The sequence below is a fragment of the Streptomyces durocortorensis genome (assembly GCF_031760065.1).
Lineage (GTDB): Bacteria > Actinomycetota > Actinomycetes > Streptomycetales > Streptomycetaceae > Streptomyces.
In genome coordinates this window covers 3269504-3295723 of the sequence record NZ_CP134500.1, presented here as the reverse complement: position 1 = coordinate 3295723, position 26220 = coordinate 3269504, and the positions used below count along the sequence as shown (strand labels likewise).

At 72.0% G+C, this 26220-nt stretch carries 25 protein-coding genes; 21 read left to right on the top strand and 4 right to left on the bottom strand.

Annotated elements, in window-relative coordinates:
* The first annotated feature begins 2 nt into the window (after positions 1-2).
* The 10 genes from RI138_RS14480 (at position 3) to RI138_RS14435 (ending at position 10035) form a co-directional block, all read left to right on the top strand.
* Positions 3-1064, top strand: a complete 1062-nt coding sequence (locus RI138_RS14480) for a hypothetical protein (protein ID WP_311120249.1) — start codon at positions 3-5, stop codon at positions 1062-1064.
* Entirely contained in the window at positions 1061-2443 is a 1383-nt protein-coding gene (gene lxmK, locus RI138_RS14475) for a class V lanthionine synthetase subunit LxmK (protein ID WP_311120248.1), read from the top strand. Before RI138_RS14480 ends, lxmK begins: the two co-directional genes overlap by 4 nt.
* The gene (locus RI138_RS14470) at positions 2440-3420 is read left to right on the top strand and encodes a T3SS effector HopA1 family protein (RefSeq protein WP_311120247.1); all 981 of its coding nucleotides are present in this window, start codon (positions 2440-2442) and stop codon (positions 3418-3420) included. The genes lxmK and RI138_RS14470 overlap by 4 nt, the downstream gene beginning before the upstream one ends.
* A 107-nt stretch (positions 3421-3527) precedes the next feature.
* Positions 3528-4340 carry a class I SAM-dependent methyltransferase gene (locus RI138_RS14465; protein ID WP_311120246.1) on the top strand — a complete coding sequence of 271 codons (813 nt, stop codon included), beginning with the start codon at positions 3528-3530 and terminating at the stop codon, positions 4338-4340.
* Positions 4341-4353: 13 nt separating this feature from the next.
* A complete protein-coding gene (locus tag RI138_RS14460) occupies positions 4354-5727 on the top strand; it encodes a M16 family metallopeptidase (protein ID WP_311120245.1) in 1374 nt (457 codons plus the stop codon).
* Positions 5724-7268 (top strand): M16 family metallopeptidase, encoded by a 1545-nt coding sequence (locus RI138_RS14455; protein ID WP_311120244.1) that lies wholly within the window; start codon positions 5724-5726, stop codon positions 7266-7268. Before RI138_RS14460 ends, RI138_RS14455 begins: the two co-directional genes overlap by 4 nt.
* Entirely contained in the window at positions 7265-8299 is a 1035-nt protein-coding gene (gene lxmJ, locus RI138_RS14450) for a F420-dependent peptide dehydroalanine reductase LxmJ (RefSeq protein WP_311120243.1), read from the top strand. Before RI138_RS14455 ends, lxmJ begins: the two co-directional genes overlap by 4 nt.
* Positions 8300-8324: 25 nt before the next feature.
* A complete protein-coding gene (locus RI138_RS14445) occupies positions 8325-8447 on the top strand; it encodes a hypothetical protein (RefSeq protein WP_311120242.1) in 123 nt (40 codons plus the stop codon).
* Positions 8448-8582: 135 nt separating this feature from the next.
* A complete protein-coding gene (locus tag RI138_RS14440; RefSeq protein ID WP_096622726.1) occupies positions 8583-9296 on the top strand; it encodes an ABC transporter ATP-binding protein in 714 nt (237 codons plus the stop codon).
* Positions 9289-10035 (top strand): ABC transporter permease, encoded by a 747-nt coding sequence (locus tag RI138_RS14435; RefSeq protein WP_311120241.1) that lies wholly within the window; start codon positions 9289-9291, stop codon positions 10033-10035. The genes RI138_RS14440 and RI138_RS14435 overlap by 8 nt, the downstream gene beginning before the upstream one ends.
* Before the next feature lie 72 nt (positions 10036-10107).
* Here RI138_RS14435 and RI138_RS14430 read toward each other — a convergent pair whose 3' ends face one another.
* Both RI138_RS14430 and RI138_RS14425 read right to left on the bottom strand, forming a co-directional pair.
* Positions 10108-11094 carry a helix-turn-helix transcriptional regulator gene (locus RI138_RS14430; RefSeq protein WP_311120240.1) on the bottom strand — a complete coding sequence of 329 codons (987 nt, stop codon included), beginning with the start codon at positions 11092-11094 and terminating at the stop codon, positions 10108-10110.
* 142 nt (positions 11095-11236) lie between these two features.
* Positions 11237-12271: a helix-turn-helix transcriptional regulator gene (locus RI138_RS14425; RefSeq protein ID WP_311120239.1), complete on the bottom strand. Its 1035-nt coding sequence runs from the start codon at positions 12269-12271 to the stop codon at positions 11237-11239.
* Between the two features lie 352 nt (positions 12272-12623).
* On the opposite strand from RI138_RS14425, the gene RI138_RS14420 reads away from it, so the two are divergent.
* A complete protein-coding gene (locus RI138_RS14420; protein ID WP_030588701.1) occupies positions 12624-12944 on the top strand; it encodes a Rieske (2Fe-2S) protein in 321 nt (106 codons plus the stop codon).
* 121 nt (positions 12945-13065) lie between these two features.
* Here the strand turns inward: RI138_RS14420 and RI138_RS14415 are convergent, their stop codons facing one another.
* Complete coding sequence (locus RI138_RS14415; protein ID WP_311120238.1) at positions 13066-13467, bottom strand: pyridoxamine 5'-phosphate oxidase family protein; 402 nt, start codon at positions 13465-13467, stop codon at positions 13066-13068.
* Positions 13468-13625: 158 nt separating this feature from the next.
* Here RI138_RS14415 and clpB point away from each other — a divergent pair, with 158 nt between their 5' ends.
* Together clpB and RI138_RS14405 are read left to right on the top strand one after the other, a co-directional pair.
* The gene (gene clpB, locus RI138_RS14410; protein WP_311120237.1) at positions 13626-16220 is read left to right on the top strand and encodes an ATP-dependent chaperone ClpB; all 2595 of its coding nucleotides are present in this window, start codon (positions 13626-13628) and stop codon (positions 16218-16220) included.
* Between the two features lie 159 nt (positions 16221-16379).
* Positions 16380-16925 (top strand): type III secretion system chaperone family protein, encoded by a 546-nt coding sequence (locus RI138_RS14405; RefSeq protein ID WP_030082039.1) that lies wholly within the window; start codon positions 16380-16382, stop codon positions 16923-16925.
* A gap of 98 nt (positions 16926-17023) precedes the next feature.
* Here the strand turns inward: RI138_RS14405 and RI138_RS14400 are convergent, their stop codons facing one another.
* Complete coding sequence (locus RI138_RS14400; RefSeq protein ID WP_311120236.1) at positions 17024-18220, bottom strand: pyridoxal phosphate-dependent aminotransferase; 1197 nt, start codon at positions 18218-18220, stop codon at positions 17024-17026.
* 170 nt (positions 18221-18390) lie between these two features.
* On the opposite strand from RI138_RS14400, the gene RI138_RS14395 reads away from it, so the two are divergent.
* The 8 genes from RI138_RS14395 to RI138_RS14360 all read left to right on the top strand — a co-directional run bounded on the left by RI138_RS14395 (position 18391) and on the right by RI138_RS14360 (position 26157).
* Complete coding sequence (locus RI138_RS14395) at positions 18391-18615, top strand: hypothetical protein (protein ID WP_398864277.1); 225 nt, start codon at positions 18391-18393, stop codon at positions 18613-18615.
* Positions 18616-18945: 330 nt separating this feature from the next.
* Positions 18946-19467 (top strand): DUF2617 family protein, encoded by a 522-nt coding sequence (locus RI138_RS14390; protein WP_311120234.1) that lies wholly within the window; start codon positions 18946-18948, stop codon positions 19465-19467.
* Positions 19468-19548: 81 nt separating this feature from the next.
* Positions 19549-21147, top strand: a complete 1599-nt coding sequence (locus RI138_RS14385; RefSeq protein WP_311120233.1) for a polyamine aminopropyltransferase — start codon at positions 19549-19551, stop codon at positions 21145-21147.
* Positions 21148-21254: 107 nt separating this feature from the next.
* Positions 21255-22205: an SRPBCC domain-containing protein gene (locus tag RI138_RS14380; RefSeq protein ID WP_311120232.1), complete on the top strand. Its 951-nt coding sequence runs from the start codon at positions 21255-21257 to the stop codon at positions 22203-22205.
* 20 nt (positions 22206-22225) lie between these two features.
* Complete coding sequence (locus tag RI138_RS14375; protein ID WP_311120231.1) at positions 22226-23035, top strand: aldose epimerase family protein; 810 nt, start codon at positions 22226-22228, stop codon at positions 23033-23035.
* A gap of 57 nt (positions 23036-23092) precedes the next feature.
* A complete protein-coding gene (pyrE, locus tag RI138_RS14370; RefSeq protein ID WP_096622746.1) occupies positions 23093-23632 on the top strand; it encodes an orotate phosphoribosyltransferase in 540 nt (179 codons plus the stop codon).
* 210 nt (positions 23633-23842) lie between these two features.
* A complete protein-coding gene (fbaA, locus tag RI138_RS14365; RefSeq protein WP_096622748.1) occupies positions 23843-24874 on the top strand; it encodes a class II fructose-bisphosphate aldolase in 1032 nt (343 codons plus the stop codon).
* A gap of 98 nt (positions 24875-24972) precedes the next feature.
* Complete coding sequence (locus RI138_RS14360) at positions 24973-26157, top strand: MalY/PatB family protein (RefSeq protein WP_311120230.1); 1185 nt, start codon at positions 24973-24975, stop codon at positions 26155-26157.
* The last annotated feature ends 63 nt before the right edge of the window (positions 26158-26220 follow it).

Genomic DNA, 26220 nt, shown 5'->3' with positions numbered 1-26220 from the left:
GCGTGGCACATCCCCTTGCCGGTAAGGCCGTTCTGGTGGCCGAGTACGGCACCGGCCTTCAGGTCACCCGGGTGCACCGGGCCCCCGGCACCGGCGCCAGTGACACCCTTGGTGCCGGTGACTTCCTGTGGTGGCACGGGCCCGGCCCTCGTCGTGTCGGCCCGCTCCGCGCGCCCGGTCGGCTGCTGCGCCTCGTCCCCGACCTGGAACCCGCCACGGGGGCCGCGCTGTTGTCCACCGGGACGCCGTACGGAGACGGTCTGCTCCACCGGGCCGCCGGGTCCGCATCGGCCGCCGCCTGGCTGCGGGACCCCCGCCCGCAGGCCGGGCGGCTCGTCGCCCACTCCCTCGCCGCCGCCGCACGCGCCCTCCGGGCCCTGCACGGGGTCCCCCTGCCCCCGGACCCGGAGCCGCTCCCTCCACCGGGAGTGCGGCGGCTGCGGGAGTGGGCGGCCGGGACCGGGACGCTCGCCCCGGCGGCTGCCCGGCTGCGCCGGTGTGCGCTGGAGGTCTGGGGCGGCGACCGTACGGAGCGGCTGCTCGACTGGGCGGACGACGCCGTACGCCCCGCGGGCCCCGGAGCCTCTGCCGTACCGCTGCACGGCTGGGCGTCGGCCGGTTCGCTCGTACCGCCCCGGAGCCGGGGCAGGGTGGCGCTGCTGACCGGCGAGGACCTGGGCGTGGGCCGCCGGGAGTTGGACCTGGGCTGGATGCTGGGCGACCTCGTCGAGCTGGCCTGGTCGTCACCGCTCTACCGGACGGCGGGGGAGAGCGCGGGGCTGCCGTCCGCGGCCGTCCTCCAGCGGGTGTTCCTCGGCGCGTACGACGAGGACGGCGACGACGGCGACGGTGACAACGGCGGTGACGGTGACGGCCACCGGCTCTGGGGGCCGGTGTACGACCCGGATGCCGTCGGGCGCTGCGCCGTGCTCCGCGTCGTCACGCACATGCAGGACTTCGCCACGTACTGCGAGTGGAGCGACGAATTGCTCGACTACCTCGCCTTCACTGCCGAGTTGATCGATGAGGAGGGCCGCCGCGCGGTCCCCCGAGGAGTGTCATGACGAGCACGACGAGCACGACGAGCAGGCCGGGCACGACGGAGACGGCCGGAGCGACGGTCGATGCGCCCGCGCTGATCCGGTTCCGGCCGACCGGTCTCGACACGGCGCCGGAGGTGAACGCGCTGCTGGAGCGGCTGGGGCTCGGCCCCTTCGTGCCGGACGGGCTGACCGCCTTCGGCGGGCGCAACGACAACTGGGCCGGTACGACGACCGGCGGCCAGCAGGTCTTCGTCAAGACCGTCGCCCGCGCCCCCGACGGCAGTCGGCCCGAGATCGACCGCGCCCTCGCCTTCGAGGCGGCGGCCGCGCGGCTCCCGGCCGGTTCGCCGCTCCGTACCCCCGAACACCTGGGCACCGACCGGGCCGCCGCCGTCAGCGCCTTCCGGCTGCTGCCCGGGGCCCGTTCGGGCTCGGAGGTCGCGTTGGACGGCGACTTCGACGAGGAGCTGTGCCGGGAGGCGGGACGGGCCGTCGCCACGCTGCATGCGATGGGAACGCCGGAGTCCGGTGCGGACCCGGGCGCCGACGCGGCCCCCGCCATCGACACCGCCGAAGCCCCGCTGCCGCCGATGCGCTGGCTCCGGGCGTTCCCGTGGAGCGAGGTACAGGACCGCAGCATGGCGCAGATCGCCGCCTGGAAGCTGGTCCAGGACGACACGGAGGCCGTCGCCGCGCTCCACCGGCTGCGGGAGCGGGAGCGTAGGGCACCGCACACCCCCGCCCACTGCGATCTGCGATTCGACCAGTTCCTCGTCCACGGCGGGACGCTCCACCTGTGCGACTGGGAGGAGTTCCGGCTCGCCGACCCGGCCCGCGACGTCGGCGCGTTCGTCGGCGAGTGGCTCTTCCAGGCCACGTACTCCGTCTTCGCACCGACGGGCGAGGCCACGGCCGCGCAGGACTCCGTAGCGCTCGGTTTCGACCTCGCCCACGAGGAGATCGTGGAGCGCGGCGCGGCCGGACTCCGCCGCCACATCCCTCGTATCGCGGCCTTCTGGGAGGGCTACACCGGCTGCCGCACCCCGGATCCGGAACTGGCCGAACGGGCCGTCGGGTTCGCGGGATGGCACCTGTACGACCGGCTCATCGCCACCGCGCAGGCGCACGCCGTCCTCAACCCGGTCGCACGCGCCGCCGCCGGGATCGGGCGGACGCTGCTGCTGAATCCGGCCGGTGCGGTGACCACCCTGCGCCTGACCGGTACGACAGCCGCGTCGAAGCCCGACGCCGCCCCTGCCGCGCCGACCGTCTCACCGCCCGACTCCGTACGGCGTACCGACTCCGTACGACGTACTGACCCCGTACGACGTAACGAAGCCGCACTCCGTAACGAAGCCGCACGACGTACCGACTCCGCCCCGTCCGGGAGCTCCCGATGACCCTCACCCCCGCGCCGCGTCTCGTCGCCGCGCTCGACCTCGTGTCCGTACGCGCCGACGCCCTCGAAGCGCGGGTCGCCGGGCGGAGGCTGACCGCGGACAGCCCGCGCGACCTGCGCGGGCGGCTCACCAACGCGCTGTACGAGGAGTTCCACGCCGGGAACGGGGCGCACCGCCGGGAAGCGGACGCCCCGCCCCGCCGTACGCTGCGCGACTCCGCGCTGGAACGCCGCCTCTCCGCGGCCGTGCCGCACGCCACGACACCGGTCACCGGCCGGCTGCTGGAGGTCGGGGACGGCGGTGAACTGGTCGTACGGCTGCCGGAGATCACCGCGCGGCTCACCGCCGACCGGCTCATCGGCCCCGGTGCGCCCGTCCCCGGCGAACTGGTCGAGGTCGCCCTTGAGGCGGCACGGCCCGCCCTCTCGCCCGGCTTCTTCTACGTGATGGGCTCGCGACCCCTGCCCTCTCCCGCGGGTCCGGTCCGCCGACTCTTCCTGCACGCCCGCGACGCGGACGGGGCCGTCGGGCTGTGGACCGCCGCGCTGGCCGCGCTGGAGGGCGTCGGGGCGCGGTACCACGCCAAGGTCCTGTCAGACGAGGACGACTACCCGCGCCGCGACAGCGTCGTCGTCTATCTGCACGGCGACCACGTGCCGGCCGAGCGGGCGGTGGCCGAAGCCGTACGGGACCTGCCGGGCCTCGGCTCCGACACTTCGCTCTTCACCGCCAGGCTCGCGCCCGGCGTCGCCGCCGCGTGGGACCCGCGCGATCCGCGGCCCGGCCGTGACGGCATGAGCTTCGGGCAGCACCGCAGCTTCGCGCTGGCCACAGCCCTCGTAGACCACGCGCAGGCGCCCGGGTCCGGCGACCTCGCCGACCACGTCGTACGTGCCTTCCGCGAAGCGGGCATCGACCCCGAGCTCCCCGAGAACAACCTTGCCGGAACCACCATCACCGCGACCGCTGGAGTGTGAGCCCGATGATCATCACGGAGACGACGGAGACGACGGAGACGACGGAGACGACGGAAACGGCAGACACGATGGAGACGACGGAGACTGCTGCTGAGATTCCTGAGCCGGTGGAGACTTCTGAGATTCCTGAGGACGGCGAAACCGCCGACGGCACAGGGGGTTTCGGCGCGGCGATCACCGCCGCCTACAGCGACGCGCTGGCCGGTGTGTACGACGACATCTACCCGAGCACCCCGGACCTCGACGACATCGCGACGTACCTGCTCACCCTCACCGCACCCGGCGCTAGCGTCCTCGAACTCGGCGTCGGCACCGGCCGGGTGGCGCTTCCGCTCGCCGAGCGCGGCTTCGACGTCACCGGTGTCGAGTCTTCAGAAGGGATGCTGGCGCGTCTCGCGGAGAAGGACCCCGAGGGCCGGATCACCCCGGTCCACGGTGACTTCGCCGGTCTCGACCTCGGCCGCGCCTTCGACGTCGTCCTGGCCCCGTTCAACGTGCTGTGCTGCGCGATGGCGGTCGACGAGCAGATCGCGCTGATGCACGCGATGGCGCGGCACGTCACGGCGGACGGGCACGTGGTGATCGAGACGTTCGACCCGAGCGACTACCACGTACAGAAGAAGAACGAGGTCAACACCTACCCGATCGGCGCGCGCGGGGCACTCATCGAGTCGGTGGGCGTGCTGCCCGCCTCGCAGAACATGATGTTGCAGAGCACGCTGTTCCTGGACGGCGACGCCCCCAGGTCCGCGACGACCGTGATGCGGTACGTGTGGCCGGGCGAGCTGGACCTGCTCGGCGCGATCGCCGGTCTGGAGCTCGTCGGCCGGTACGCGGGCTGGCGCGAGCAGCCCTTCGACGGGGGCGACAGCCGGAAGATGTGCGTGTCCGTGTTTCGGCCGCTGAACTCGGGCGGCTGATATGGGCCCGAGCGTGTCCGTGCTCCCCGGCGGGCTGCGCGTGTGCGTCGATGCGGTCCCGCAGTACGGGCGCGGCCTGGCAGCCGTCGCGCTCACCGTGGCGGCGGGGGGCGACGACGACCCGGCGGGACGCCACGGTACGGCGCATCTCGTCGAGCACCTGATGTTCCCCCGGTCGGGCCCGGGGGACGCCGGTGACCTCGCCGGGCAGGGGCACGCCGCGCTGATCGAGGGCGCGGGCGGGGTCTGCAACGCCGAGACCCACCGCGACCACACGGTCTTCCACACCACCGTCCCCGCCGAGCTGCTGCCCGACGTCCTGACGTGGGAGGCCCGGCGCCTGCTCGGCTTCGCGCCGACGGAGGACGTGATCCGCACCGAAACCGCCGTCATCGGGGAGGAGATCCGCGGTGCGGGGGCCGCCGGACGGTACTGGGAATCGGCGCTGGGCGCTCTGTACCCGGGCAGCAGGGACAGTTTCGGTACGGCGGCCGAGCTCGCGGGCATCACGGCCGGTGAGGCCGAACGCTTCTTCCGGGCGCACTACACGGCACCCCGGATGGTGTTGTCGGTCGTCGGGGACGTGGACCCCGCGCGCGTCACGGCGGCGGTGCACGAGGTGTTCGACGGGGTGGGGGTACCAGGTGCACTGGGTGTGCAAGGAGCGCAGGGAGTGCTGGAAGCGCCGGGAACACCGGAAGTACCAGATGTGTCAGGCGCGCTGGGAGCGCAGAGAGTGGCTGGAGTTTCGGGTGCGTTGGAGGAGACCAGGGCGTCGGGTCCTGTTCCCGCTTCCCGCCAGGAGATCCGTACCGCCTCACTGTCCGCCGCCGGCCCCGGCGTCGCGGTCGGTCACCGGCTCCCCGACCTGGTGACCGACCGCCCCGCGTACCTCGCCCAGGCGGTTCTCGCCCAGGTGCTCGGCCGGTCCCGGCTGCCCGCGCTGGCCCGGTCGGCCCGGGACGGGCACCGACTCACCTCCGCCACCGTCACCTGCGGGTACCACGGCCAGTGGCTCGCCTCCGCCGCGCCCGACCTGACCCTCGCCGTGCTCGGCCGGGCGGCCGGGACCGGGGTCGACGCTGCCATGGACGTCTGGCGGTCCGTCCTGCGGTCCGTGGCCGACCGGCCCCTCTCCGAGACCGAGCACCGGCGTGCGGTGAACTCGCTGCTCGTCGCCTGGCACCGGCAGGCCGACTCGCTCCCCACCCGCGCGGTCGCCCTCGGCCGTGACGCCCTGCTCCTGCCGGGCTCGGCGGGTCCCGACGCGCTGCCCGCCGAGCTGCGCCGCACGACCCCCGCCGAGGTGTCGGCGGCGGCCCGTGCCCTGCTCGAAGGGCCCACCACCGTGACCGAACTCGTCCCGCAGGAAGGCATAGCCGGATGACCCGGGCCAGCACCGCCACCGTTTCGCCCACCGTCTTGCCCACGGCCCTGTCCCCAGCTTCGTCCACCGCTTCGCCCACGGCTCTGTCCACCGTGCTGCCCACCGGGCTGCGGGTTCTCGCGGCACACGCCCCCGGTGCTCCGCTCGCGGAACTCCGCCTCGTCATCCCGTACGCGCGCACCGAACCGGGTCTCGCCGCCGCCCAGGAGCTCCTTGCCGCCTGCCTCGGAACGGGCAGCCGGGACCGTACCCGGCAGGAGATCGCCGACCGGGCCGCCGACCTCGGGGCGGAGTTCAGCACCGTCGTCACCGCTGAGTCCCTGATCCTCTCGGTCAGCGTGCTCGCCCCGGGCCTGCCCGGTGCGCTGGACCTGCTGGCCGAACTGCTGCTGCGCCCGAGGTACGAAGAGGGCGAAGTGGCCCTGGCCCAGCGCCGGGCGGCCGCCGCGCCACGTGCCCCCGCGCCCCGGGTCCGGCTGCGCCGCGCCGCGCTCGCGCACGGGTTCGGCCCGCACCCGCTGTCCTCGGAGTCCGGGGGCACGGCACCGCTCCTGGACGTCGTCTCCCTGCTTCCCGACGACCTCTTGGCTCTCCACGCGCGCGCCGTCGTGCCGGGCGGGTCGTCGCTGGTCGTCCTGGCGGGCGAGGAGCCGGACACCGTACTGCGCATGGCCGACGAGCGGCTCGCGCCCTGGTCGGGCGGCCCGTCGGGGCTCATGCTGCCGCCGTTCGCGCACCTGGCTCCGCGACCGGGCCGGGTGTCGCTCACGGAGACGGAGACGGAGAAGGGGAGGGGGACGGGGACGAGGAGCGGGGCCGACGAGGGAGCCCGTGGCGACGAAACCGCCGGGGAACAGGCCCTCGTCCTGACCGTCGGGCCCGCCGTCCCCACCGCCGATCCGCTCCACGCGCCCTTCCACCTCGCCCAGTTGCTGCTGGGCGGTTACGCGTCCGCCCGGCTCGCCCGGCAGGTGCGCGACCGGCACGGCCTCGCGTACGCCGTCTCCGCCCGCCTCCGTGAGAACGGGGCGGGCAGCTGGCTGGAGATCGAGTGCGCGGGAGCGCCGGGCGGCGCGGGCCGGCTCGCGGACGAGGTCACCCGGTGCCTCCGGGAACTCGCCGAGGAGGGCCCGTCCCGGACAGAGGTAGACCGCGCCCGCGCCTACGCGACCGGCTTCACCCGCTTCGCCCTGGCGACCCGGGCGGAGGAGGCGAGTGCGCTGGCGGGGTTCGCCGCGGCGGGCCTGGAGCCGGACTGGCTGGAGAGCTACCGGGACCGTGTCGCCGCCGTCACGCCCGAGCAGGTGGCGGAGGCGGCCGCGTGCCACCTGGCTCCGGACCGGGCCGTCGTGGCGACGTACGAGCCGGGCCCCGGGGGCGCGCCGACCGTCGACCACGAACCGAGCGCCTTTGCCCCTGTCTCTACTCCTGCCCCTCCCTCTGCTCCTGCCCCTGCCCACGCCTCTTGCACCGCCCCTGCTGCCCAGCTCGACCACCCCACCCCGTACGAACTCCCCGACCAGAAGGGTGCCCACCGGTGAACCCGGCCGTCCTCTACCCGCTCCAGCCCGACCACCCCGAACTCGTCGCCCCCTTCGCTGCGCTCGTCCAGCGGTCGGGGGCCCGGCGCCTGTGGATGTGCCAGTCCTTCCAGGCCGAGACGCACCAGGTGCTCGCGTATCTGGCGGGTGCGGGGCACACGGTGCCGGTCGGGACGAGCGTGACGCTGCTTCCGCTGCGGCATCCGTACGAGGCGGCGCTCCAGGCCCGTTCGCTGGCGCTGCTCACCGGCGAACCGGTCGTCGCGGGCTTCGGCATCGGCAACCCGGACTTCGTGGCGGGCCTGACGGGACGCCCGTACGGCAGTCCGAGGACGGCGGTCCGCGACTACCTGCGTTCGGTACGCGCGCTGCTGGACGGCGAGCGGGTCGAGTTCAGCGGCCCGTACCACCATCTCGACGGCACGTTGCCGGTCCTCCCGCACGCGCCGCGGGTCGAGGTGGGCGCGGGCGTGCTGCGGCCCGGGATGGCGCGGACGGCGGGGGAGGCGGCGGACGTCGCCGTCACCTGGATGACGCCGCCCGCCTATGTGGCGGGGACGCTGCGGCCCGCGCTGGAGGAGGGGGCGGCAGCGGCCGCCCGGCCCCGGCCGCCCCGGATCGCGACCGCCGTCCACGTCGTCGTCGACCGGCCCGGCCGTGACGTGCGCGGCCTGGCGCTCGCTGCGACCGCCGGGCACCGGGAGGCGCCGCACTACGCGGCGATGCTCCGGGACGCCGGACTCGCTCTCGACCCGCACGACCCGGCGGGCACGGCGGACGCCCTGCTGCGCCACCGGGTGGTCGTGGCGGGCAGCGCGCCGGAGATCGCGGCCGAGCTCGACGCGTACCGCCGCAGCGGGGTGGACGAGGTGCTGCTCAACCCCACGGGGGTGCTCCTCGGGGAAGGGGTGCACGCGGCCGCGGAGGACGTCGAGGAGATCATCGCCGCCTGCCGCAGCTTCCTGCCGGACGTCCGGCAACAAGCTGCGTCCGTGGAGCCGCCGGAGCGGCCCGGACAGCTGGTTGGCTGAAGACACACCGGCGGGTGAGCGCTGAGTGAATCAGCTGGATGCGGCCGATCAGCGCGATGCGGCCAAGCAGTCTGATGCGGCCGATCAGCCGGATGCGGCCAAGCAATCTGACGCAGCCGATCAGCCGGATGCGGCCAAAGCGGTCTGATGCAGTCAGTCAGCCTGATGCAGCGCATCAACCCGATGTACCGAATTGACCGAACAGCAGGACAGGACACAACACGTGCGATCCGTGCGACCAGAGCATCCGCCCCGGGCAGGGGGCAGCGTCGTCTTCTCCGGAGTGAGCAAGCGGTTCGGCGATCACCAGGCCCTCGACGACGTGAGTTTCGCGTTGCGGCCGGGCAAGGTCACCGGTCTGCTGGGCCCCAATGGGGCGGGCAAGAGCACGCTGCTGAGGATTCTGCTCGGGCTGGCCCGCCCCGACTCGGGGGCCGCCGAAGTGCTGGGCGGGGAGCCGCTGTCCGCTCCGGAGCGGGCGCAGCGGGTCGGCGTGGTCATGGACGCGATCGGCTTCCACCCGCGGGTGACGGTCCGCCGTCAGCTGGAGATCTCGGCCCGCTCGCTGGGGCTGCCGTCCGCGCGCATCGCCGAGGTGATCGGGCAGGTCGGCCTGGACGGTGCGGAACGCAAGCGGGTCAAGGCGTGTTCCACCGGTATGCGGCAGCGTCTGGCGCTGGCCGTCGCCCTGCTCCCCGACCCTGAACTCCTCATTCTGGACGAGCCGTTGAACGGGCTCGACCCGGATGGTATCCGCTGGATGCGCCGGCTGGTCGAGCGCTCCGCCGCTGAGGGGCGGACCGTGCTGATCGCCAGCCACATGCTTTCCGAGGTCGAGCAGAGCGTCGACGACGTGGTCGTCCTGCGCCGCTCGGTGCTGTTCACCGGTTCGCTCCAGGAGTTGGTGCAGCGCGGCGGAGGCCGCCTGGAGGACGCCTACTTCGCACTCGTCGAGGGCGCGGACGCCGCGCCGCGTACGGAGGTCACCCGTGCCTGAGGTCCTGCGCAACCAGCTTTCCGCCGAACTCCTCAAACTGCGTTCGGGCCTGGCCCTGCCGACGCTTCTCCTGGTGGCCCTCGCCTTCTGTGCGCTGGGCCAACTCGGCCTGGTGTACGCGGAGTCAGACCCGGCTTCCGCCGGTGCCGAGCTCACCGAGAGCATCGTGGGGCTCGGCGCGTCCGCCGCGCTCTTCGCGACGCTGCTCGGGGCCCTGCATGTCACCAACGAGTTCAGCTCCGGTGCGATCGGCCGCACCGTCCTGTACGCCCCCGGGCGCTCCTCGGTCGTCGGCGCCAAGCTGCTGACCGCGACGCTGTCCGGGCTGGTGTTCGGCGTCGCGGCGGTGGTCTGCTCCCTCGCCGTCGGTTACGCGGCCCTCGCGGCCAAGGACGCCGAGCTCACCGTCGACGGTTCCACCTGGACGACCGCCGCCGCCGTCCTGACCATCTGCACCCTGGCCGGCCCGTGGGGTGCGGCGATCGGCTTCGTCGTCCGCAACCGGCTCGCCGCGGTCCTCGGCCTGGTCGTCTGGGGCACGCTCGGTCAGATGCTGGTACTCGGCCAGCTCCCCGAGGTCGGCCGGTTCCTGCCCGAGGGCGCGCAGTTCGCCCTGCTCGGCGATGCCTCCGCCTACCCGGACGCGCTGGCGGCGCCGTACGGCCTGCTGCTGCTCGTGGGCTGGGCGGCGGCGATGTCCCTTGCGGGCGCCCGCCTCTTCACCCGCCGCGACGTCTGATCACGGGCCGCCACCACCCGCCGAACCCGGCCTGCCTCACCCCCGCCGTGCCTGGCCTGCCTCCGCGCTGCCTCACCCGCCGCCACGGTCCGCCCCGGCGATCCCGGACCGCACGAGGAGGGCGCCGAGGTGGGTGCGGCTGGTGGCGCCGAGGGTCTGCATGAGCTTGGCGATGTGGGCGCGGCAGGTGCGGACGCTGATGCCCATCTTCCGGGCGACGACGTCGTCCACGTGGCCTTCGGCGAGGAGGCGGGCGATGCTGAGCTGGACAGGGGTGACCGGGGCGTCCGGTGCGGCCGTGCGGTGGTTCTCGGCCAGCGGGACGGACTGTGCCCACAGCACCTCGTAGACCTGGATGAGGTAGGAGACCAGGGCGGGATGCCTGATTTGCAGTGCGGTGTTCCGGTCGGCGGAGGCGGGGATGAACGCGACCGTCCGGTCGATGATGATCAGCCGCTCGACGGTGAGCTCGGTCGTGCGCACCTGAAGGTGCTGGGCCGGTACCCGGGACAGGTAGTCCCTGATGGAGCTGCTGTGCCTGGCCGGGTGCTGGTAGATGTGGCGGATCCGGGCGCCGCGCTGGATGGCCTTGTGCGCGTTGGCCAGAGCTGCTCGCAGGGTTTCGGCGGGCCGGTTGCTGCCGGGCTGGGCGGTCAGGATCTCATCCGTGGCGGTGGCGGTGGCGTCGTCGATGGATGCCTGGATGGTCGCGATCCCCTCCAGAACGGTGATCGCCAGGTTGGGATCGTCGTGGGCGACAGCGGTGAGAGGCAAGAGCGCCTGGCTGAGGGTGGTGGCGAGGTGGAGGCGCTCGTCGATCTCTCGGGAGACGGGCTGCAACAGGTGGGCCAGGGCGGCGGACGGCGGGACGGGGCGCATCCACCGGCCGTCCCACGGGTCGGTGTGCAGCAATGCCAGGTCGATGAGACAGGGCACGGCACCGACCTCTGCTCGCTGGACTCGTCCCGTACGCAGGGCTTCCCGGTACACGCGCAAGGCCGGTTCGCACACTTCGGTGTTCAGGTGCGGATGGGGCGGTCTGCTTTCCTCTGTGCCCATTTGGGATCCCCCCCCTGCTTTGTGCAATGCAACAAGTGGACGGTGGCGCCAGCTTAGTTGCGGGGGGATCGTGGACAGGCCGGGGAAGCCGGGAACTCCCCTGGTGGCACCTGGGCGTGGCTGCGCTCTCCCCCTTGCGCAGTCACGTCCCGGGGTCGGGGGTGATCGCATGGTCAGGGTCTGATTCCAGGATCCCTGACCGTGCGATCAGGTAACCGAGTTGGGCCCGGCTGTTGCTGCCGAGCGCGACGCTGAGCTTGGCGATGTGCGACCGGCAGGTGCGTACGTTCATGCCGAGACGGCGGGCAATCGCCTCGTCGACGTGGCCCTCGACGAGCAGTTTCGCGATCGAGTGCCGCACACCGGAAATGCCGTCCGTCTTGGAGTCGTACGGAATCTGTTCCTGAAGGGGCACAGCGCGGTGCCAGAACTGTTCGAAGACCTTGGTGAGGTACTCCACGATGCCGGGGTGCCGCAGCTCAAGGGCTACGGTGCGGTCGTCTGTGGCCGGTATGAAGGCGACGGTGCGGTCGAAGATCATGAGCCGCTCTATGAGCTCTTCGAGAGTCCGGATCTCGACCTTGCTCTCTGCCATCCGGGCGGCGTAATTGAGGGTTCCATGACTGTGACGGACTGTGTGCTGATACAGAGTGCGCATGCCCACACCACGTTCCGTGAGCATGGTGCCTCGTTCCATGGCAATGGTGAGCGCGTTCTCACTGCGCCCGCCGCCCGGCTGGATGGTGAGGACTTCCGATCGACACTCGGCCAGGGCGAGCTCTATCGAGGCGTTGATGCGGCCGATGCCTTCGAGAACCGTGATCGCGTGCGTGGTCGGAGGGGCCTGAGCGCTGATCGCCATGAAGGGTTCGAACGCCTCGGTGAGTTCGACCGAGAGCCGCCTTCGCTCCTGGATCTCCCGCTCGATCGGGTGCAGCCGCTGGGTGAGTGCCGCGGATGGCGGCACTGGTCGCAGCCAGGTGGCATCGTCGGGATCGGGATGCAGCAGGGCGAAGTCCAGCAGGCAAGGGGCGTCCTCCGCCTCGACACGAGCTATTTTGCCCACGCTCAGTGCACTGGCATAGAGCCGTGCCCCCTCGTCACACAAGGCACTAACCGAGTGGGGATGTGTCGCTTTAGTGTTGTCTGTGGTCAATTCTCCACCCCCCAGGAACATGAATCAGCAGGAACATGATGCATCGCTTCTGTGGCATTGACGTGCCTGGATGGGCCATCGTCTTGTCCTGCGGGGGAGAGGAAACCTTGGAAGTGAGGACGAAGCCCATCATGAGTTACAAAACGCTTCGCTCGGTGCTTGCTGTTGCCTTCTCCGTTGGGCTGACGACCGGGGCGCTGAGTGTTCTTGACCTCGTTGAGGGCGGCGTGACCCACGGTGCGGGGGCCGGTACGCATGCGCAGGCTGCACCGCCCCCGGACCTGGCCTGGGACTTGATGCCCGCGCGGACGGCGGGTTCGGAGCCGGCGTCCGGATCGCTGTCGGACATCGCCCCGACTGCACAGGACCGCGCATGACCACCCCGCCGGACGACCGCACCTTTCGGCGCGAGATGGCAACCGCCTATCGCTCAGGGTGGCATTTCATCGATCTGCTCACGGCCCTCCCCCGCCGTGGCGACTCGTTGATGGTCACCCTGTTCGGAGAGCCGATCGTCGTGGTGATGGAAGAGGACGAGGACGTCCGCGCCTATCGCTGTCTCCGTCGGCCCCGTGGTGCGCCGCAGCCGGTCCGCTGCGCCGTGAGGTACGGCATGATCTTCGTCAATCTCGATCAGCGGGACCACGAGCTGTTCGACGCAGAACCCCTTTCCGCCACCCCCCGCAGTGCCTGAGCGATTCCCCCGTCGTCACCTATCGCTCCGGCGCTTCCCCCACACAGCGGCGCCACCGTGACCTGAACACGGTGGCGCCGTTGTGCTGCCTCCGCGGCCCCGGGCCCCTCAGGCCCTGCCCTCAGGCCCTGCCGAGCGCCCGGTCCAGGGCGATCTCGATGACGACCCGGTCCGGGTTGGGCCGAGGCGTGCGCTCGTAGCGCTCCGCGTAACGGCTTACCGCGTCCGCGACGACCTCCGGCTCCGTGCGGATCGTCGCGACGCCCTCCAGGGTCGCCCAGCGGGCCCGGTGCATCTGGCAGACGGCCACCCGCGCCCCGTCGGGGCCCGCGGCCAGGATGTTGGCCACCTTCCGGCTGCCCTTGTTGGTGATCACGCGGGCGACCCCGGCCTCCGGGTCGTACGTCACGCCCACCGGCACCACGTGCGGCGTGCCGTCGGGGCGGAGTGTGGTCAAGGTGCACAGGTGGTACTCGCGCCAGAACGCGAGGTACTCGGGGCTGGGGTTGCGTACGTCTGCCATGGGGGCAGCGTAGGCGGGGCCGGGTCGCCCGCGTGGGCGGGACCGGGCCGCCCACGGGTATCCACGTGCGGGACCTCTTGAGTGGAGTAGACTCAACTTTGTGCACGTTGCATAAGTCAACGCCATGACTCACCAGCTGCGAGGAGGAGTAACCACACGTGGACGCAGAGCTGACCAACAAGAGCCGGGACGCGATCAACGCGGCCACCAGCAGGGCCGTGAAGGACGGGCATCCCGACCTCACGCCCGCGCATCTGCTCCTCGCGCTGCTGGAGGGCGAAGGCCGGCAGGCGAGCGCGAACATCACCGATCTCCTCGCCGCCGTGGACGCCGATCAGGCCGCCGTGCGCGGCGAGACCGAGCGGCTCCTCGGCACCCTCCCCAGCGTCACCGGCTCCACCGTCGCCCCGCCGCAGCCCAACCGCGAGCTGCTCGCCGTCGTCCAGGACGCCGCGCAGCGGGCCAAGGAGCTGGGCGACGACTACACCTCCACCGAGCACCTGCTCATCGGGATCGCCGCGAAGGGCGGCCGGGCCGGTGAGATCCTCGACGGGCAGGGCGCCAGTGCGAAGAAGCTGCTGGCCGCATTCGAGACGAGCAGGGGAGGGCGCCGGGTGACCACACCCGACCCGGAGGGCCAGTACAAGGCCCTGGAGAAGTTCGGCACCGACTTCACCGCCGCCGCGCGCGAGGGCAAGCTGGACCCGGTCATCGGCCGTGACCAGGAGATCCGCCGCGTCGTGCAGGTGCTGTCCCGTCGGACGAAGAACAACCCCGTGCTCATCGGTGAGCCCGGCGTCGGCAAGACCGCCGTCGTCGAAGGGCTCGCCCAGCGCATCGTCAAGGGTGATGTTCCGGAGAGCCTGAAGAACAAGCGGCTGGTCTCCCTCGACCTCGGCGCCATGGTCGCCGGGGCCAAGTACCGCGGCGAGTTCGAGGAGCGTCTGAAGGCCGTCCTCTCCGAGATCAAGGAGAGCGACGGCCGCATCATCACCTTCATCGACGAGCTGCACACCGTCGTCGGCGCGGGCGCAGGCGGCGACTCCGCCATGGACGCGGGCAACATGCTCAAGCCGATGCTGGCCCGCGGTGAGCTGCGCATGGTCGGCGCGACCACGCTCGACGAGTACCGCGAGCGCATCGAGAAGGACCCCGCCCTGGAGCGCCGCTTCCAGCAGGTGCTGGTCGCCGAGCCCTCCGTCGAGGACACCATCGCGATCCTGCGCGGCCTCAAGGGCCGTTACGAGGCCCACCACAAGGTCCAGATCGCGGACTCGGCGCTGGTGGCCGCCGCCACCCTCTCCGACCGGTACATCACCTCCCGCTTCCTCCCCGACAAGGCCATCGACCTCGTCGACGAAGCCGCCTCGCGGCTGAGGATGGAAATCGACTCCTCGCCCCTGGAGATCGACGAACTCCAGCGCTCCGTCGACCGGCTGCGGATGGAGGAGCTGGCGCTCAAGAACGAGTCCGACGCCGCCTCCAAGCAGCGCCTGGACAAACTGCGCCGCGACCTCGCCGACAAGGAGGAGGAGCTGCGCGGCCTCAACGCCCGCTGGGAGAAGGAGAAGCAGGGCCTCAACCGGGTCGGTGAGCTGAAGGAGCGCCTCGACGAACTGCGCGGCCAGGCCGAACGCGCCCAGCGCGACGGGGACTTCGACACCGCCTCCCAGCTGCTGTACGGGGAGATCCCCGGCTTGGAGCGGGAGTTGGAGGAGGCCGCCGAGGCCGAGCAGGAGGCCGCCAAGGACACCATGGTCAAGGAGGAGGTCGGCCCGGACGACATCGCCGACGTCGTCGGCTCCTGGACCGGCATCCCGGCCGGGCGGCTGCTGGAGGGCGAGACCCAGAAGCTGCTGCGGATGGAGGACGAGCTCGGCAAGCGGCTGATCGGGCAGAGCGAGGCCGTGCAGGCCGTCTCCGACGCCGTACGCCGTACGCGCGCCGGGATCGCCGATCCCGACCGGCCCACCGGGTCGTTCCTCTTCCTCGGGCCCACCGGTGTCGGCAAGACCGAGCTGGCCAAGGCGCTCGCGGACTTCCTCTTCGACGACGAGCGGGCCATGATCCGCATCGACATGAGCGAGTACGGCGAGAAGCACAGCGTCGCCCGTCTCGTCGGCGCCCCGCCCGGTTACGTCGGCTACGAGGAGGGCGGCCAGCTCACCGAGGCCGTCCGCCGCCGCCCGTACAGCGTCGTGCTCCTGGACGAGGTCGAGAAGGCCCACCCCGAGGTCTTCGACATCCTGCTCCAGGTCCTCGACGACGGCCGGCTCACCGACGGTCAGGGCCGTACGGTCGACTTCCGCAACACCATCCTCATCCTCACCTCCAACCTCGGCAGCCAGTTCCTGATGGACCCCCTGGTCAAGCCCGAGGCTAAGAAGCAGCAGGTGCTGGACGTGGTGCGGGCCTCGTTCAAGCCGGAGTTCATCAACCGGCTCGACGACCTCGTGGTCTTCTCCGCCCTGTCCGGCGACGAGCTCGCGCACATCGCGGGGCTCCAGATCGGCCGGCTGGCCCGGCGGCTCGCCGACCGGCGGATCACCCTGGACGTCACCCCCGAGGCACTGGCCTGGCTCGCCGAGGAGGGCAACGACCCCGCCTACGGTGCGCGACCGCTGCGCCGGCTCATCCAGACGGCCATCGGCGACCGGCTCGCCAAGGAGATCCTGGCCGGTGAGGTCCGCGACGGTGACACCGTACGGGTGGCCCGGGCCGAGGACGGGCTGATCGTCGGCCCCGCTTCGTAACCGAAGGTCACCGGGTGTCGCAGCCCGTGGCCGTACGCCCGCCGGTCCCCGTCCCCACACGCTCTCTGTCAGCTTGTGGCGGATAGGGGCCGTGCGGGCTTGCCATGCCCCGCCCGCCATGGGAGAGGATGGCCGTACTCGTCACGAAGGGAAATAACGGTGAGCATCGATCCGTCCTCGATTCCTAATTTCGGGGGCCAGCCCGAACCGCAGGCGGCAGGACCGGAGGGCCCCGTCGTCCCTGACCAGGACCTCGTCAAGCAGCTCCTCGACCAGATGGAGCTGAAGTACGTCGTCGACGACGAGGGCGACCTCGCGGCACCGTGGGAAGAGTTCCGGACGTACTTCATGTTCCGGGGCGAGGACGAGCAGCAGGTCTTCTCGGTCCGTACGTTCTACGACCGCCCCCACGCGCTCGACCAGCGTCCCGTCCTCCTGGACGCCATCGACGACTGGAACCGCCGCACCCTGTGGCCCAAGGTTTACACCCACGCCCACGAGGGCGAGGAGGGCGAGGCGGGTTCCGTCCGGCTGATCGGTGAGGCGCAGATGCTCATCGGCACCGGCGTCAGCCTGGAGCACTTCGTCTCCTCCACGGTCAGCTGGGTCCGCGCCTCGATCGAGTTCGACAAGTGGCTCGTCGAGCGCCTCGGCATCCAGCCCGCCGAGGACAAGAAGGACGGCGAGGAGCCCGCCGGCGCCTGACGCCACGGCCCACGGCAGCGGCCCGGGAGGCGGTCATCACGACCGCCTCCCGGGCCCTTTCCGTATCCGGGCTGATCCGCCCCCGTGCCTGGCCGTACTCAGCCCAGCCGTCCCAGCCGTTCCACCGCCTCCTCCAGCACGTCGTCCCTCTTGCAGAAGGTGAAACGGACCTGGCTGCGGCCCGCCTCCGGATCGTCGTAGAAGACCGAGTTCGGCACCGCCGCCACCCCGCAGCGCTCGGGCAGCGCCCGGCAGAAGGCGTACGCGTCCTCGTCGCCGAACGGGGCGATGTCGGTGGTGATGAAGTACGTCCCCTCCGGCTCGTACACCCGGAAGCCCGCACTCCGCAGGCCCTTGGCGAGCAGGTCGCGCCTGCGCCGCATGTCCGCGCGGAAGTCCGCGAAGAACGTGTCGGGCAGCGCGAGCGCCTCGGCGATCGCGTACTGGAACGGGCCCCCGCTGACGAACGTCAGGTACTGCTTCGCCGAGCGCACCGCCGTCACCAGCGGCGCGTCCCCGGTGACCCAGCCGATCTTCCAGCCGGTGTACGAGAACGTCTTGCCCGAGCTCGAAATGGAGACCGTGCGCTCGCGCATCCCGGGCAGGGCGGCGATCGGGTGGTGCGCGCCCTCGAAGACCAGGTGTTCGTAGACCTCGTCGGTGACGACCAGCAGGTCGTGCTCCACCGCGAGGGCCGCGATCCCGGCCAGCTCGTCGGGCGTGAGCACCATGCCCGTCGGGTTGTGCGGGGTGTTCAGGAGCAGGAGACGGGTGCGCGGGGTGATCAGGGAGCGCAGTTCGTCGAGGTCCGGGCGGAAGTCCGGGGCGCGCAGGGTGAGCGGTACGCGCTGCGCGCCCGCCATCGCGATGCACGCGGCGTACGAGTCGTAGTACGGCTCGAACGCGATGACCTCGTCGCCCGGTTCGAGCAGGGCGAGCAGGGAGGCGGCGATCGCCTCGGTGGCGCCGGTGGTCACCAGGACCTCGGTCTCCGGGGACCAGGTCAGGCCGTAGAAGCGCTCCTGGTGGGCGGCGACGGCGTTGCGCAGTTCCGGGATGCCGGGGCCCGGCGGGTACTGGTTGCCGTGCCCGGCGCGCAGCGCCCGGACCGCCGCCTCCCGGATCTCCTCGGGGCCGTCGGTGTCGGGGAAGCCCTGGCCGAGGTTGATGGAGCCGGTCCGCAGGGCCAGCGCGGACATCTCGGCGAAGATCGTCGTGCCGAACGCGGCGAGGCGGCGGTTGAGCAGCGGCCGCCCCGCTGCGGGGTTTCCCTGGGTCGGTCGTCCCTGTGTCATGGGCGCCATCCTGTGCCGAAGCTCTGGAGTTGCTCAAGTCTGCTTTCGCTTCCGCAGGCTGGGGCATGCCCCTGTCACGCGGGCAACCGGCACGCGGAAACAACGGGAAACGGAAAACGGGGAAGCGACGGGGGAACCTCGCTTCGGGGGAAGAAAGGCGGGTGAACGGCATGGTCTTCGTGGTGCTGATCGCGGCGGTGGTCGTAGGGGGACTGGTGTTCCTGGTGCGCAGGAGCGGAGGCGGCACGTCCGGCGCGAACGGCACGGGCGGGGGCTGGGCCGGCGGCTCGGGCGGGGATTCGGGCGGGGATTCGGTCGGTCACTCGTGCGGTGGCGGCTCCTCGTGCGGCGGCGGCGGTGGCGGAGGTGGCGGCGGGTGCGGCGGTGGCAGCTGAGCCACGGCTGAGCGCGCCGTCCGGCAGTCACCGACAGTGACCCGGCTCCGGGCGTCCGGAGGGTGAACTCCCTCCGGGCGCCTTTTTGTTGCGCGACGCGGACGTGTTCGGTTGAACAGTTGAACCGTGCTGCCCCCGAGGGGATGGAAACCACGGCAAGTTGGGCGAAAACACTGTGAGTGCGGCGTACTTCGTGATTCCCTCGTCGAAGAGAACATTCAGCCCTCGGACCCCAGTTGGACCAGATCGGGCGTTCCCCTTCCCTCCACGCGCAGTAATACAGGGGCGCCCCGCTGTCCATGTGTCCATGTGTGTTTGCGGAGCCGACCCATGCTCACGACCCTCCAGACGGCCTATTCCGATACCCGCGCCGCCGACCTGGCCTGGACGCTGGGCCGGGAGCCGCTGCCCGCCCTGGCCGTCCTCGACCTCCAGCTCGACGGCGCGGAACTCCAGCTGCGACTGCTCGGCGCCTCCCACCAGGTCCTCCTTCAGGAGGACCGCGGAGTCTGCTCCGAGACCGTCGCCTGTATGCCGGGCAGCAGCACCCCTCTGCCCCTCGGCGTCGCGAAGCGGCTCGGGGAGTGGGAGTACGAATTCGCGGCCCGCGTCGAGACCCTGACCCAGGGCCAGTTCGCGGGGCGCGCACAGGAGCTGCTCGCCCTGGTGAGCGACCACCCGCACGGTCTGGCGGGCACCTTCCCCGGCAGCCCGTACGCCTTCACCGCGATGCTCGCCCACCGCGCCGAGGGTCAGGTGCGGTGGCGTACCTGGCACGCGTACCCGCAGGAGGGGCAGTTGGTGGTGACCCGGACCCGGGTGGGGGTGCGGATTCCCGCGACCGCGGCCTGAGCCGCAGGCGTGCCGGTGGCGCGGCACTTGCACCCTTGTGGGTGACAAATAGCGATCGTGCAGTGACGTAGCGTTCGCAGCATGATCGACCAGCAGGTGTCGCTACGAGGGGGCGCGGCGCGGCTTCCCGTGCGGCCGAGGACCGGCCGGTTCCTGGTGCTGGCCGCTGTCTTCATCTGTGCCGCCTGCGGTCTCGTCTACGAGCTCGAACTGGTCGCCCTGGCCTCGTATCTGATCGGTGATTCGGTCACCCAGGCCTCCGTCGTGCTCTCCGTGATGGTGTTCGCGATGGGCATCGGCTCACTCCTCGCGAAACGTTTGCGCTGCCACGCCGCGGTCGGGTTCGGGCTGATCGAGGCGGCCCTCGCCCTGATCGGCGGCTCCTCGGCGCTGGTCCTGTACGCCTCCTTCGCCTGGCTCGGCGAGTCGCGGCACGCCCTGGTCGGGTTCTCCCTGGCGATCGGTGTGCTGATCGGTGCCGAGATCCCGCTGCTGATGACGCTGATCCAGCGCGTGGACCGGCAGGACGCGGGCGGGGCCGTCGCCGACCTCTTCGCCGCCGACTATGTGGGCGCGCTCGTCGGAGGGCTCGCGTTCCCCTTCCTCCTGCTGCCGATGCTGGGGCAGCTGACCGGTGCCCTGTTCACCGGCGTGGTGAACGCGGCGGCGGGCGGCGCGCTGATCCTGTGGGTGTTCCGGCGCGACCTCAGCTCCCGCTGCCGGTGGCTCCTCGTCCTGGTCAATGTCTCGGTGATCGCGGTCCTGGGCACCGCCACGGTGCTCGTCGACGACTTCGAGCGGGCGGCGCGGCGCGCGGTCTACGGGGACCAGGTGCGGGTCGCCGTGCAGACGGGGGTGCAGGAGCTCGTCCTGACCGGCGCGGACCGCGATTCCCTCGACCTCTATCTCGACGGCCGCCTGCGGGTCAGCGCCCGTGACGAGTACCGCTACCACGAGGCCCTGGTCCACCCCGCGATGAACGGGCCCCGTGCCCGCGTCCTCATCCTCGGCGGCGGCGACGGGCTGGCCGCCCGCGAGGTCCTGCGCTACCCGGACGTCCGCTCGGTCACCGTCGTCGAGCTGGACCCCGCCGTCACCCGACTGGCCCGCACGGACCCCGCGCTCTCCGGCCTCAACGGCCACGCCTACCGCGACCCGCGCCTCACCGCCGTCGCGGCGGACGCCTTCACCTGGCTGCGGGCCGACCGCGCGCGCTACGACGTGGTGATCTCCGACCTGCCGGACCCGGGCATCACCGCCAGTACGAAGCTCTACTCCGCGGAGTTCTACGGGCTGATCGCCCAGGCCCTCGCCCCGGACGGGCGGTTCGCGGTGCACGCCGGGCCGATGGGGGGCCGCCCGGAGACCTACTGGACGGTGGAGGCCTCCGTCCGCGCGGCCGGCCTCACGACCCGCCCGTACCGCATCACCGGCCGGTACGCCGGCTTCGCCGCGAGCCCGGACCGGGTCGGGGGCGAGGGCCACGGCCCGGAGGACTGGGGCTTCGTCCTCGCGGGGCCGGGCGAGGTGCCGCAGCTCGCGCTGGCCGCCGGGGGGCCCGCGCTGCGGTCGCTGGGGAGCCGGGAGCTGCGGGAGGGCGCGCGGGCCGCGGACGCCGCACGGCTGCCGGGGCGGACCCCGTCGACACTGGTCCACCCGAGGTACTGGGAGGACGTGTGAGGACGTGTGACGTGTGAGGCGGAGGGCAGGGGTTCCCGTGGCGGGGGTCGCCGTTCGGCGGGCTGAAGCGCTGACGTCCGGGCCGTGGCCGATTAGGCTCGGTTGGCATGGAGCATGAGGTGCACGTTCCGGTTCCCGTCCCGGCCCTGCGGCGCGCGCTGGGCGATCCCGTCCGCGTCGCCCGCTGCGTCCCCGGCCTCCAGCAGGACGCCGACGCCTCGGCATCGCCCCTGGCGGGCCGACTGAAGCTCCGGGCCGGCGGCCACACCATCACCTACCGGGGCGAGCTGAGGTTCTCCGGCCCGGAGGGTACGGAGACGGCGGGCGGTGAGCGGTTCTCGGTCACCGGGGACGGCGTGGAGGTCCGGGGCACCGGTGCGGTGAAGCTCGCCCTGACCATCGCCCTCACGGAGGCGGACGGCGGGACGACCCTCACGTACAGCGGCACGGCGAGCGGGGACGGCCGGCTGGTCGAACTGGAGGAGGGCGCGGCCCTCGCCGCCGCCCACCGGCTCCTGGACCGCTTCACCCAGCAGCTGGTGACGGAGTCGCTGGCGGCGCGGGCCGAGGACGGCGGAGCGGCCGCCGAGGGGCTCGCGGGCGACGACGAGCCCGTGGGGGAGGGTGCCGGGGACGCGGCCGAGCCCGACGCCGAAGCGGGTTCCGGGCCCGTGTCGGACGCCGAAGCCGACACCGGAGACGGGCCCAGGTCTGTGCCCGACACCGACGCCGACAGCGACAGCGAGGCCGAGGACCGGGCCGACGACGGGTCCGTTTTTGACTCGCCCGTGCCGCCGCCCTCGCTCGACCCCGTCGCCGGGGTGGAGTTCACCGTCCCGGACGAGCCGCCCGCCGAGGCCGCGCACGCCCGCCGCACCATGATCGGGCGCAGCGCGGAGGAGGTCGACCACGCGCCCCCGCGCGGTCGCTACGCCCCTGTGCCCTCCCCGGAGGCGGGCGGTGCGAGCACCGTCCTGCGCTGGGCCGCCCCGGCCGCCGCCCTCGCGCTGGCCTCCGCCGTGGTGCTGGGCCGGGCGTTGCGGCGCCGCAGGACGTGAGCCGCCAGTAGGGTCGTCGGGTGAGCAGGAGCGAAGAGAACGTCAGGCTGAGTGTCGGCGACGCCGAGTTGACCGTCGACCCCGTACACGGCTGCCGCATCAGCAGCCTGCGGATCGGGGGCGCCGAACTGCTGCGCCAGGGCGAGCGGTACGGCTGCTTCCCGATGGTGCCCTGGTGCGGACGTACCGGGAACGGGCAGTTCCGCAACGGCGACGCGCTCCACGAGCTGCCACTGAACTCCCCGCCGCACGCCATCCACGGCACGGGCCGGGACACCTCCTGGCACACCGCGCACACGGCCGCCGACGAGGACGAGGGCCGGGCGTCCTTCTACTACGACCTAGCCGAGCCCTGGCCGTACGAGGGCCGGGTGACGCAGACCTTCGAGCTGACCGAGGACGGGCTGACGCTGGGCCTCGCCGTGGAGACGTACGGCAACTCCTTCCCGGCGCAGGCGGGCTGGCACCCCTGGTTCCACCGCAGAATCGGGGGCGGCAGGGATGCCGAGCTCTCCTTCGACGCCGCCTGGCAGGAGGAACGCGGCGCGGACCATCTGCCCACCGGCCGCCGCATCGACCCCGTCGCGGGGCCGTGGGACGACTGCTTCGGGATGCCCGACGGTGTCGACGTGAAGCTCACCTGGCCGGGGCAGCTGGAGCTGACGGTGAAGAGCCGCAGCGAGTGGGTGGTCGTCTACGACGAGCAGGACGAGGCCGTCTGCGTGGAGCCGCAGTCCGGGCCGCCGAACGGACTGAACACCGCACCCCGGCTGGTCACGCCGATCGACCCGCTGGAGACCACGACGACCTGGAGTTGGGTCCGGCTCTGAGCCGGTTCGCGGCCGGGTGTGCGATCAGGGATTCCGGCACCGCTTACCCTCGTGGACATGACTGACGTACGCGCTGAGCTGCTCCAGCAGATCAAGGACAAGGCCGTGGTGCACGGCAAGGTGACCCTCTCCTCGGGTCTGGAAGCCGACTGGTACATCGACCTGCGCCGGGTCACGCTGGACGGCACCGCCGCGCCGCTGGCCGGGCAGGTCATGCTCGACGCCACCGCCGAGCTGGACTACGACTGCGTCGGCGGGCTGACGCTCGGCGCCGACCCGGTCGCCACCTCGATGCTGCACGCCTCCGCCGCGCGCGGTAAGAGCCTGGACGCGTTCGTCGTCCGCAAGGCGCAGAAGGCGCACGGGATGCAGCGCCGGATCGAGGGCACCGACGTCAAGGGCCGCCGCTGCCTGGTCGTCGAGGACACCTCGACCACGGGTGGCTCGCCGCTGACCGCCGTCGAGGCGGTGCGCGAGGCGGGCGGCGAGGTCGTGGCCGTGGCCGTGATCGTCGAGCGCGGGGCCGCCCCGGCGATCGCCGAGGCCGGTCTGCCGTACGTCCACGTCTACTCGGTGGCGGACCTGGGCCTCGCCTGAGCCTCGCCCCACCAGGGTGTGACCTGCGGTTTTCGTCAGGGGTGGACGGTTTCACGTGAAACCGTCCACCCCTGACCCGTAACCGTCCCGTATCCAACCGGGTCCGCCGGGTGGAGCCGGAGGGAGAGTCTGGGAAGATGGGGGCGACGATGACGTCGCCCCCAGGTCAGGGACCAGCCTGCACACCCGCACATCCCAAGGAGCGGTCAGATGCCCATCGCAACCCCCGAGGCGTACGCCGAGATGCTCGACCGGGCAAAGGCGGGCAAGTTCGCCTACCCGGCCATCAACGTGACCTCGTCCCAGACCCTGCACGCCGCCCTGCGCGGCTTCGCGGAGGCCGAGAGCGACGGCATCGTCCAGATCTCCACCGGCGGTGCGGAGTTCCTGGGCGGCCAGCACAACAAGGACATGGTCACGGGCGCGGTCGCCCTGGCGGAGTTCGCACACATCGTCGCCGCGAAGTACGACGTCACCATCGCGCTGCACACCGACCACTGCCCCAAGGACAAGCTGGACGGTTACGTACGTCCGCTGCTCGACGTCTCCGCGGAGCGTGTCGCCAAGGGTCTCAACCCGCTGTTCCAGTCCCACATGTGGGACGGTTCGGCCGAGACCCTCGCCGACAACCTGGCCATCGGCCAGGAGCTGCTGGCCAAGGCCGCCGCCGCCAAGATCATCCTTGAGGTCGAGATCACCCCGACCGGCGGTGAGGAGGACGGCGTCACGCACGAGATCAACGACGAGCTGTACACGACCGTCGACGACGCGCTGCGCACCGCCGAGGCGCTCGGCCTGGGCGAGAAGGGCCGCTACCTGCTGGCCGCCTCCTTCGGCAACGTCCACGGCGTCTACAAGCCCGGCAACGTCGTGCTCCGCCCCGAGCTGCTGAAGGACCTTCAGTCGGGCGTCGCCGCCAAGTACGGCCAGGCCGCCGGAAGCCAGCCCTTCGACTTCGTCTTCCACGGCGGCTCCGGCTCCACCGCGGAGGAGATCCTCACCGCGCTGGAGAACGGCGTCGTGAAGATGAACCTCGACACCGACACCCAGTACGCCTTCACCCGCCCGGTCGTGGACCACATGTTCCGCAACTACGACGGTGTCCTGAAGGTCGACGGCGAGGTCGGCAACAAGAAGACCTACGACCCGCGCACCTGGGGCAAGGCGGCCGAGGCCGGTATGGCCAAGCGCGTCACCGAGGCCTGTGCGAACCTGCGCTCCACCGGTACGAAGCTGAAGTAACCATCCGTCGTTACCGACGTACGGTGCCGGGCCCGGTCCTCCTTAGGGGGGCCGGGCCCGTTGCTGTGCCGAGATCACCTGGAGAAGGAGGGCCCGTCGTGGCCGCGCTCTATGACTTCGACACCGCCGTCGACCGCCGGGGCACGTGGTGCGTCCAGTGGGACGGGGTCGCCGACCGGTTCGGGGCCGACGGCCTGCTGCCGTTCACCATCTCCGACATGGACTTCGCCACCGCCCCCGAAGTGCTGGACGCGCTCCGGGCCCGGCTGGAGCACGGGGTGTTCGGCTACACCACCTGGCAGCAGGACGACTTCCGCTCCGCGATAGCCCACTGGTACGCCACCCGGTACGGCACCGACATCGACACCGGGCAGCTCGTCTATGGCCCGTCCGTGCTCAGCCAGCTCTCCCAGCTGCTCCAGATGTGGACGGAGGAGGGGGAGGGCGTCGTCGTCCACACCCCCGCCTACGACGGTTTCCGCAAGGCGATCACCGGGCTCGGGCGGGAGCTGCGCGGGGTGCCGGTGGGGGACGAGGAGGCGCTGGAGCGGGAGCTGGCCCGGGCGGACGCCAAGGTCCTGGTGCTGTGCTCGCCCCACAACCCGACGGGCCGGGTGTGGACGGCCGGAGAGCTGGCCCGGACGGCGGCGCTCGCGCAGCGGTACGGGGTCGCGGTGATCAGCGACGAGATCCACGCGGACTTCGTGCACGAGGGGCAGGTCCATGTGCCGTGGCCGCGGGTGGTGGGCGAGGGCGGGGGCGCGGGCCGCTGGGCGGTCGTCACCTCCGCGTCCAAGTCCTTCAACTTTCCCGCGCTGACCGGTTCGTACGGGCTTGTCGGCGATCCGGGGGACCGGGCGGAGTTCCTGCGGCGGATGGAGACGGCGGAGGGGCTGGCCTCCCCGGCCGTGCTGTCGCTGACCGCGCACATCGCGGCGTACCGGGAGGGCGGGGCGTGGCTGGACGCGGTACGGGAGTACGTGGCGGGGAACCTGGCGTACGTCGCGGAGCGGTTGGGCGCCGCACTGCCCGAGCTGGGGTGGGTGCCGCCGCAGGCCGGGTATCTGGCGTGGATCGACCTGCGGCCGCTGGGGGTGGACGAGGACGCGTTGCAGCGGGTGCTGGTGGAGCGGGAGAAGGTGGCGGTGATGAGGGGCTCCGTCTACGGGGCGCCCGGGTTCGTCCGGCTGAACGTGGGGTGCCCTCGGGAGAAGGTGGTGCTGGGAGTGGAGGCGTTGGTGCGGGCGGTGAGGAGCACGGAGTCGAGCCCTTCCGCCGGTTGAGGAGCGGGGGCCCGGGGCAGCGCCCCCGCGTCGGGGCTCCGGTAGCGCGGAGTGCGGGCAGGG

Excerpts from the sequence above, each read along its gene's own strand:
- RI138_RS14400 (WP_311120236.1), bottom strand. The coding sequence starts at position 18,220 with ATGACACAGGGACGACCGACCCAGGGAAACCCCGCAGCGGGGCGGCCG.
- RI138_RS14385 (WP_311120233.1), top strand. The coding sequence starts at position 19,549 with ATGATCGACCAGCAGGTGTCGCTACGAGGGGGCGCGGCGCGGCTTCCC.
- fbaA (WP_096622748.1), top strand. The coding sequence starts at position 23,843 with ATGCCCATCGCAACCCCCGAGGCGTACGCCGAGATGCTCGACCGGGCA.
- RI138_RS14390 (WP_311120234.1), top strand. The coding sequence starts at position 18,946 with ATGCTCACGACCCTCCAGACGGCCTATTCCGATACCCGCGCCGCCGAC.
- RI138_RS14395 (WP_398864277.1), top strand. The coding sequence starts at position 18,391 with ATGGTCTTCGTGGTGCTGATCGCGGCGGTGGTCGTAGGGGGACTGGTG.
- RI138_RS14425 (WP_311120239.1), bottom strand. The coding sequence starts at position 12,271 with ATGTTCCTGGGGGGTGGAGAATTGACCACAGACAACACTAAAGCGACA.
- pyrE (WP_096622746.1), top strand. The coding sequence starts at position 23,093 with ATGACTGACGTACGCGCTGAGCTGCTCCAGCAGATCAAGGACAAGGCC.
- lxmK (WP_311120248.1), top strand. The coding sequence starts at position 1,061 with ATGACGAGCACGACGAGCACGACGAGCAGGCCGGGCACGACGGAGACG.
- RI138_RS14380 (WP_311120232.1), top strand. The coding sequence starts at position 21,255 with ATGGAGCATGAGGTGCACGTTCCGGTTCCCGTCCCGGCCCTGCGGCGC.
- RI138_RS14470 (WP_311120247.1), top strand. The coding sequence starts at position 2,440 with ATGACCCTCACCCCCGCGCCGCGTCTCGTCGCCGCGCTCGACCTCGTG.
- RI138_RS14415 (WP_311120238.1), bottom strand. The coding sequence starts at position 13,467 with ATGGCAGACGTACGCAACCCCAGCCCCGAGTACCTCGCGTTCTGGCGC.
- RI138_RS14430 (WP_311120240.1), bottom strand. The coding sequence starts at position 11,094 with ATGGGCACAGAGGAAAGCAGACCGCCCCATCCGCACCTGAACACCGAA.
- RI138_RS14455 (WP_311120244.1), top strand. The coding sequence starts at position 5,724 with ATGACCCGGGCCAGCACCGCCACCGTTTCGCCCACCGTCTTGCCCACG.
- RI138_RS14420 (WP_030588701.1), top strand. The coding sequence starts at position 12,624 with ATGACCACCCCGCCGGACGACCGCACCTTTCGGCGCGAGATGGCAACC.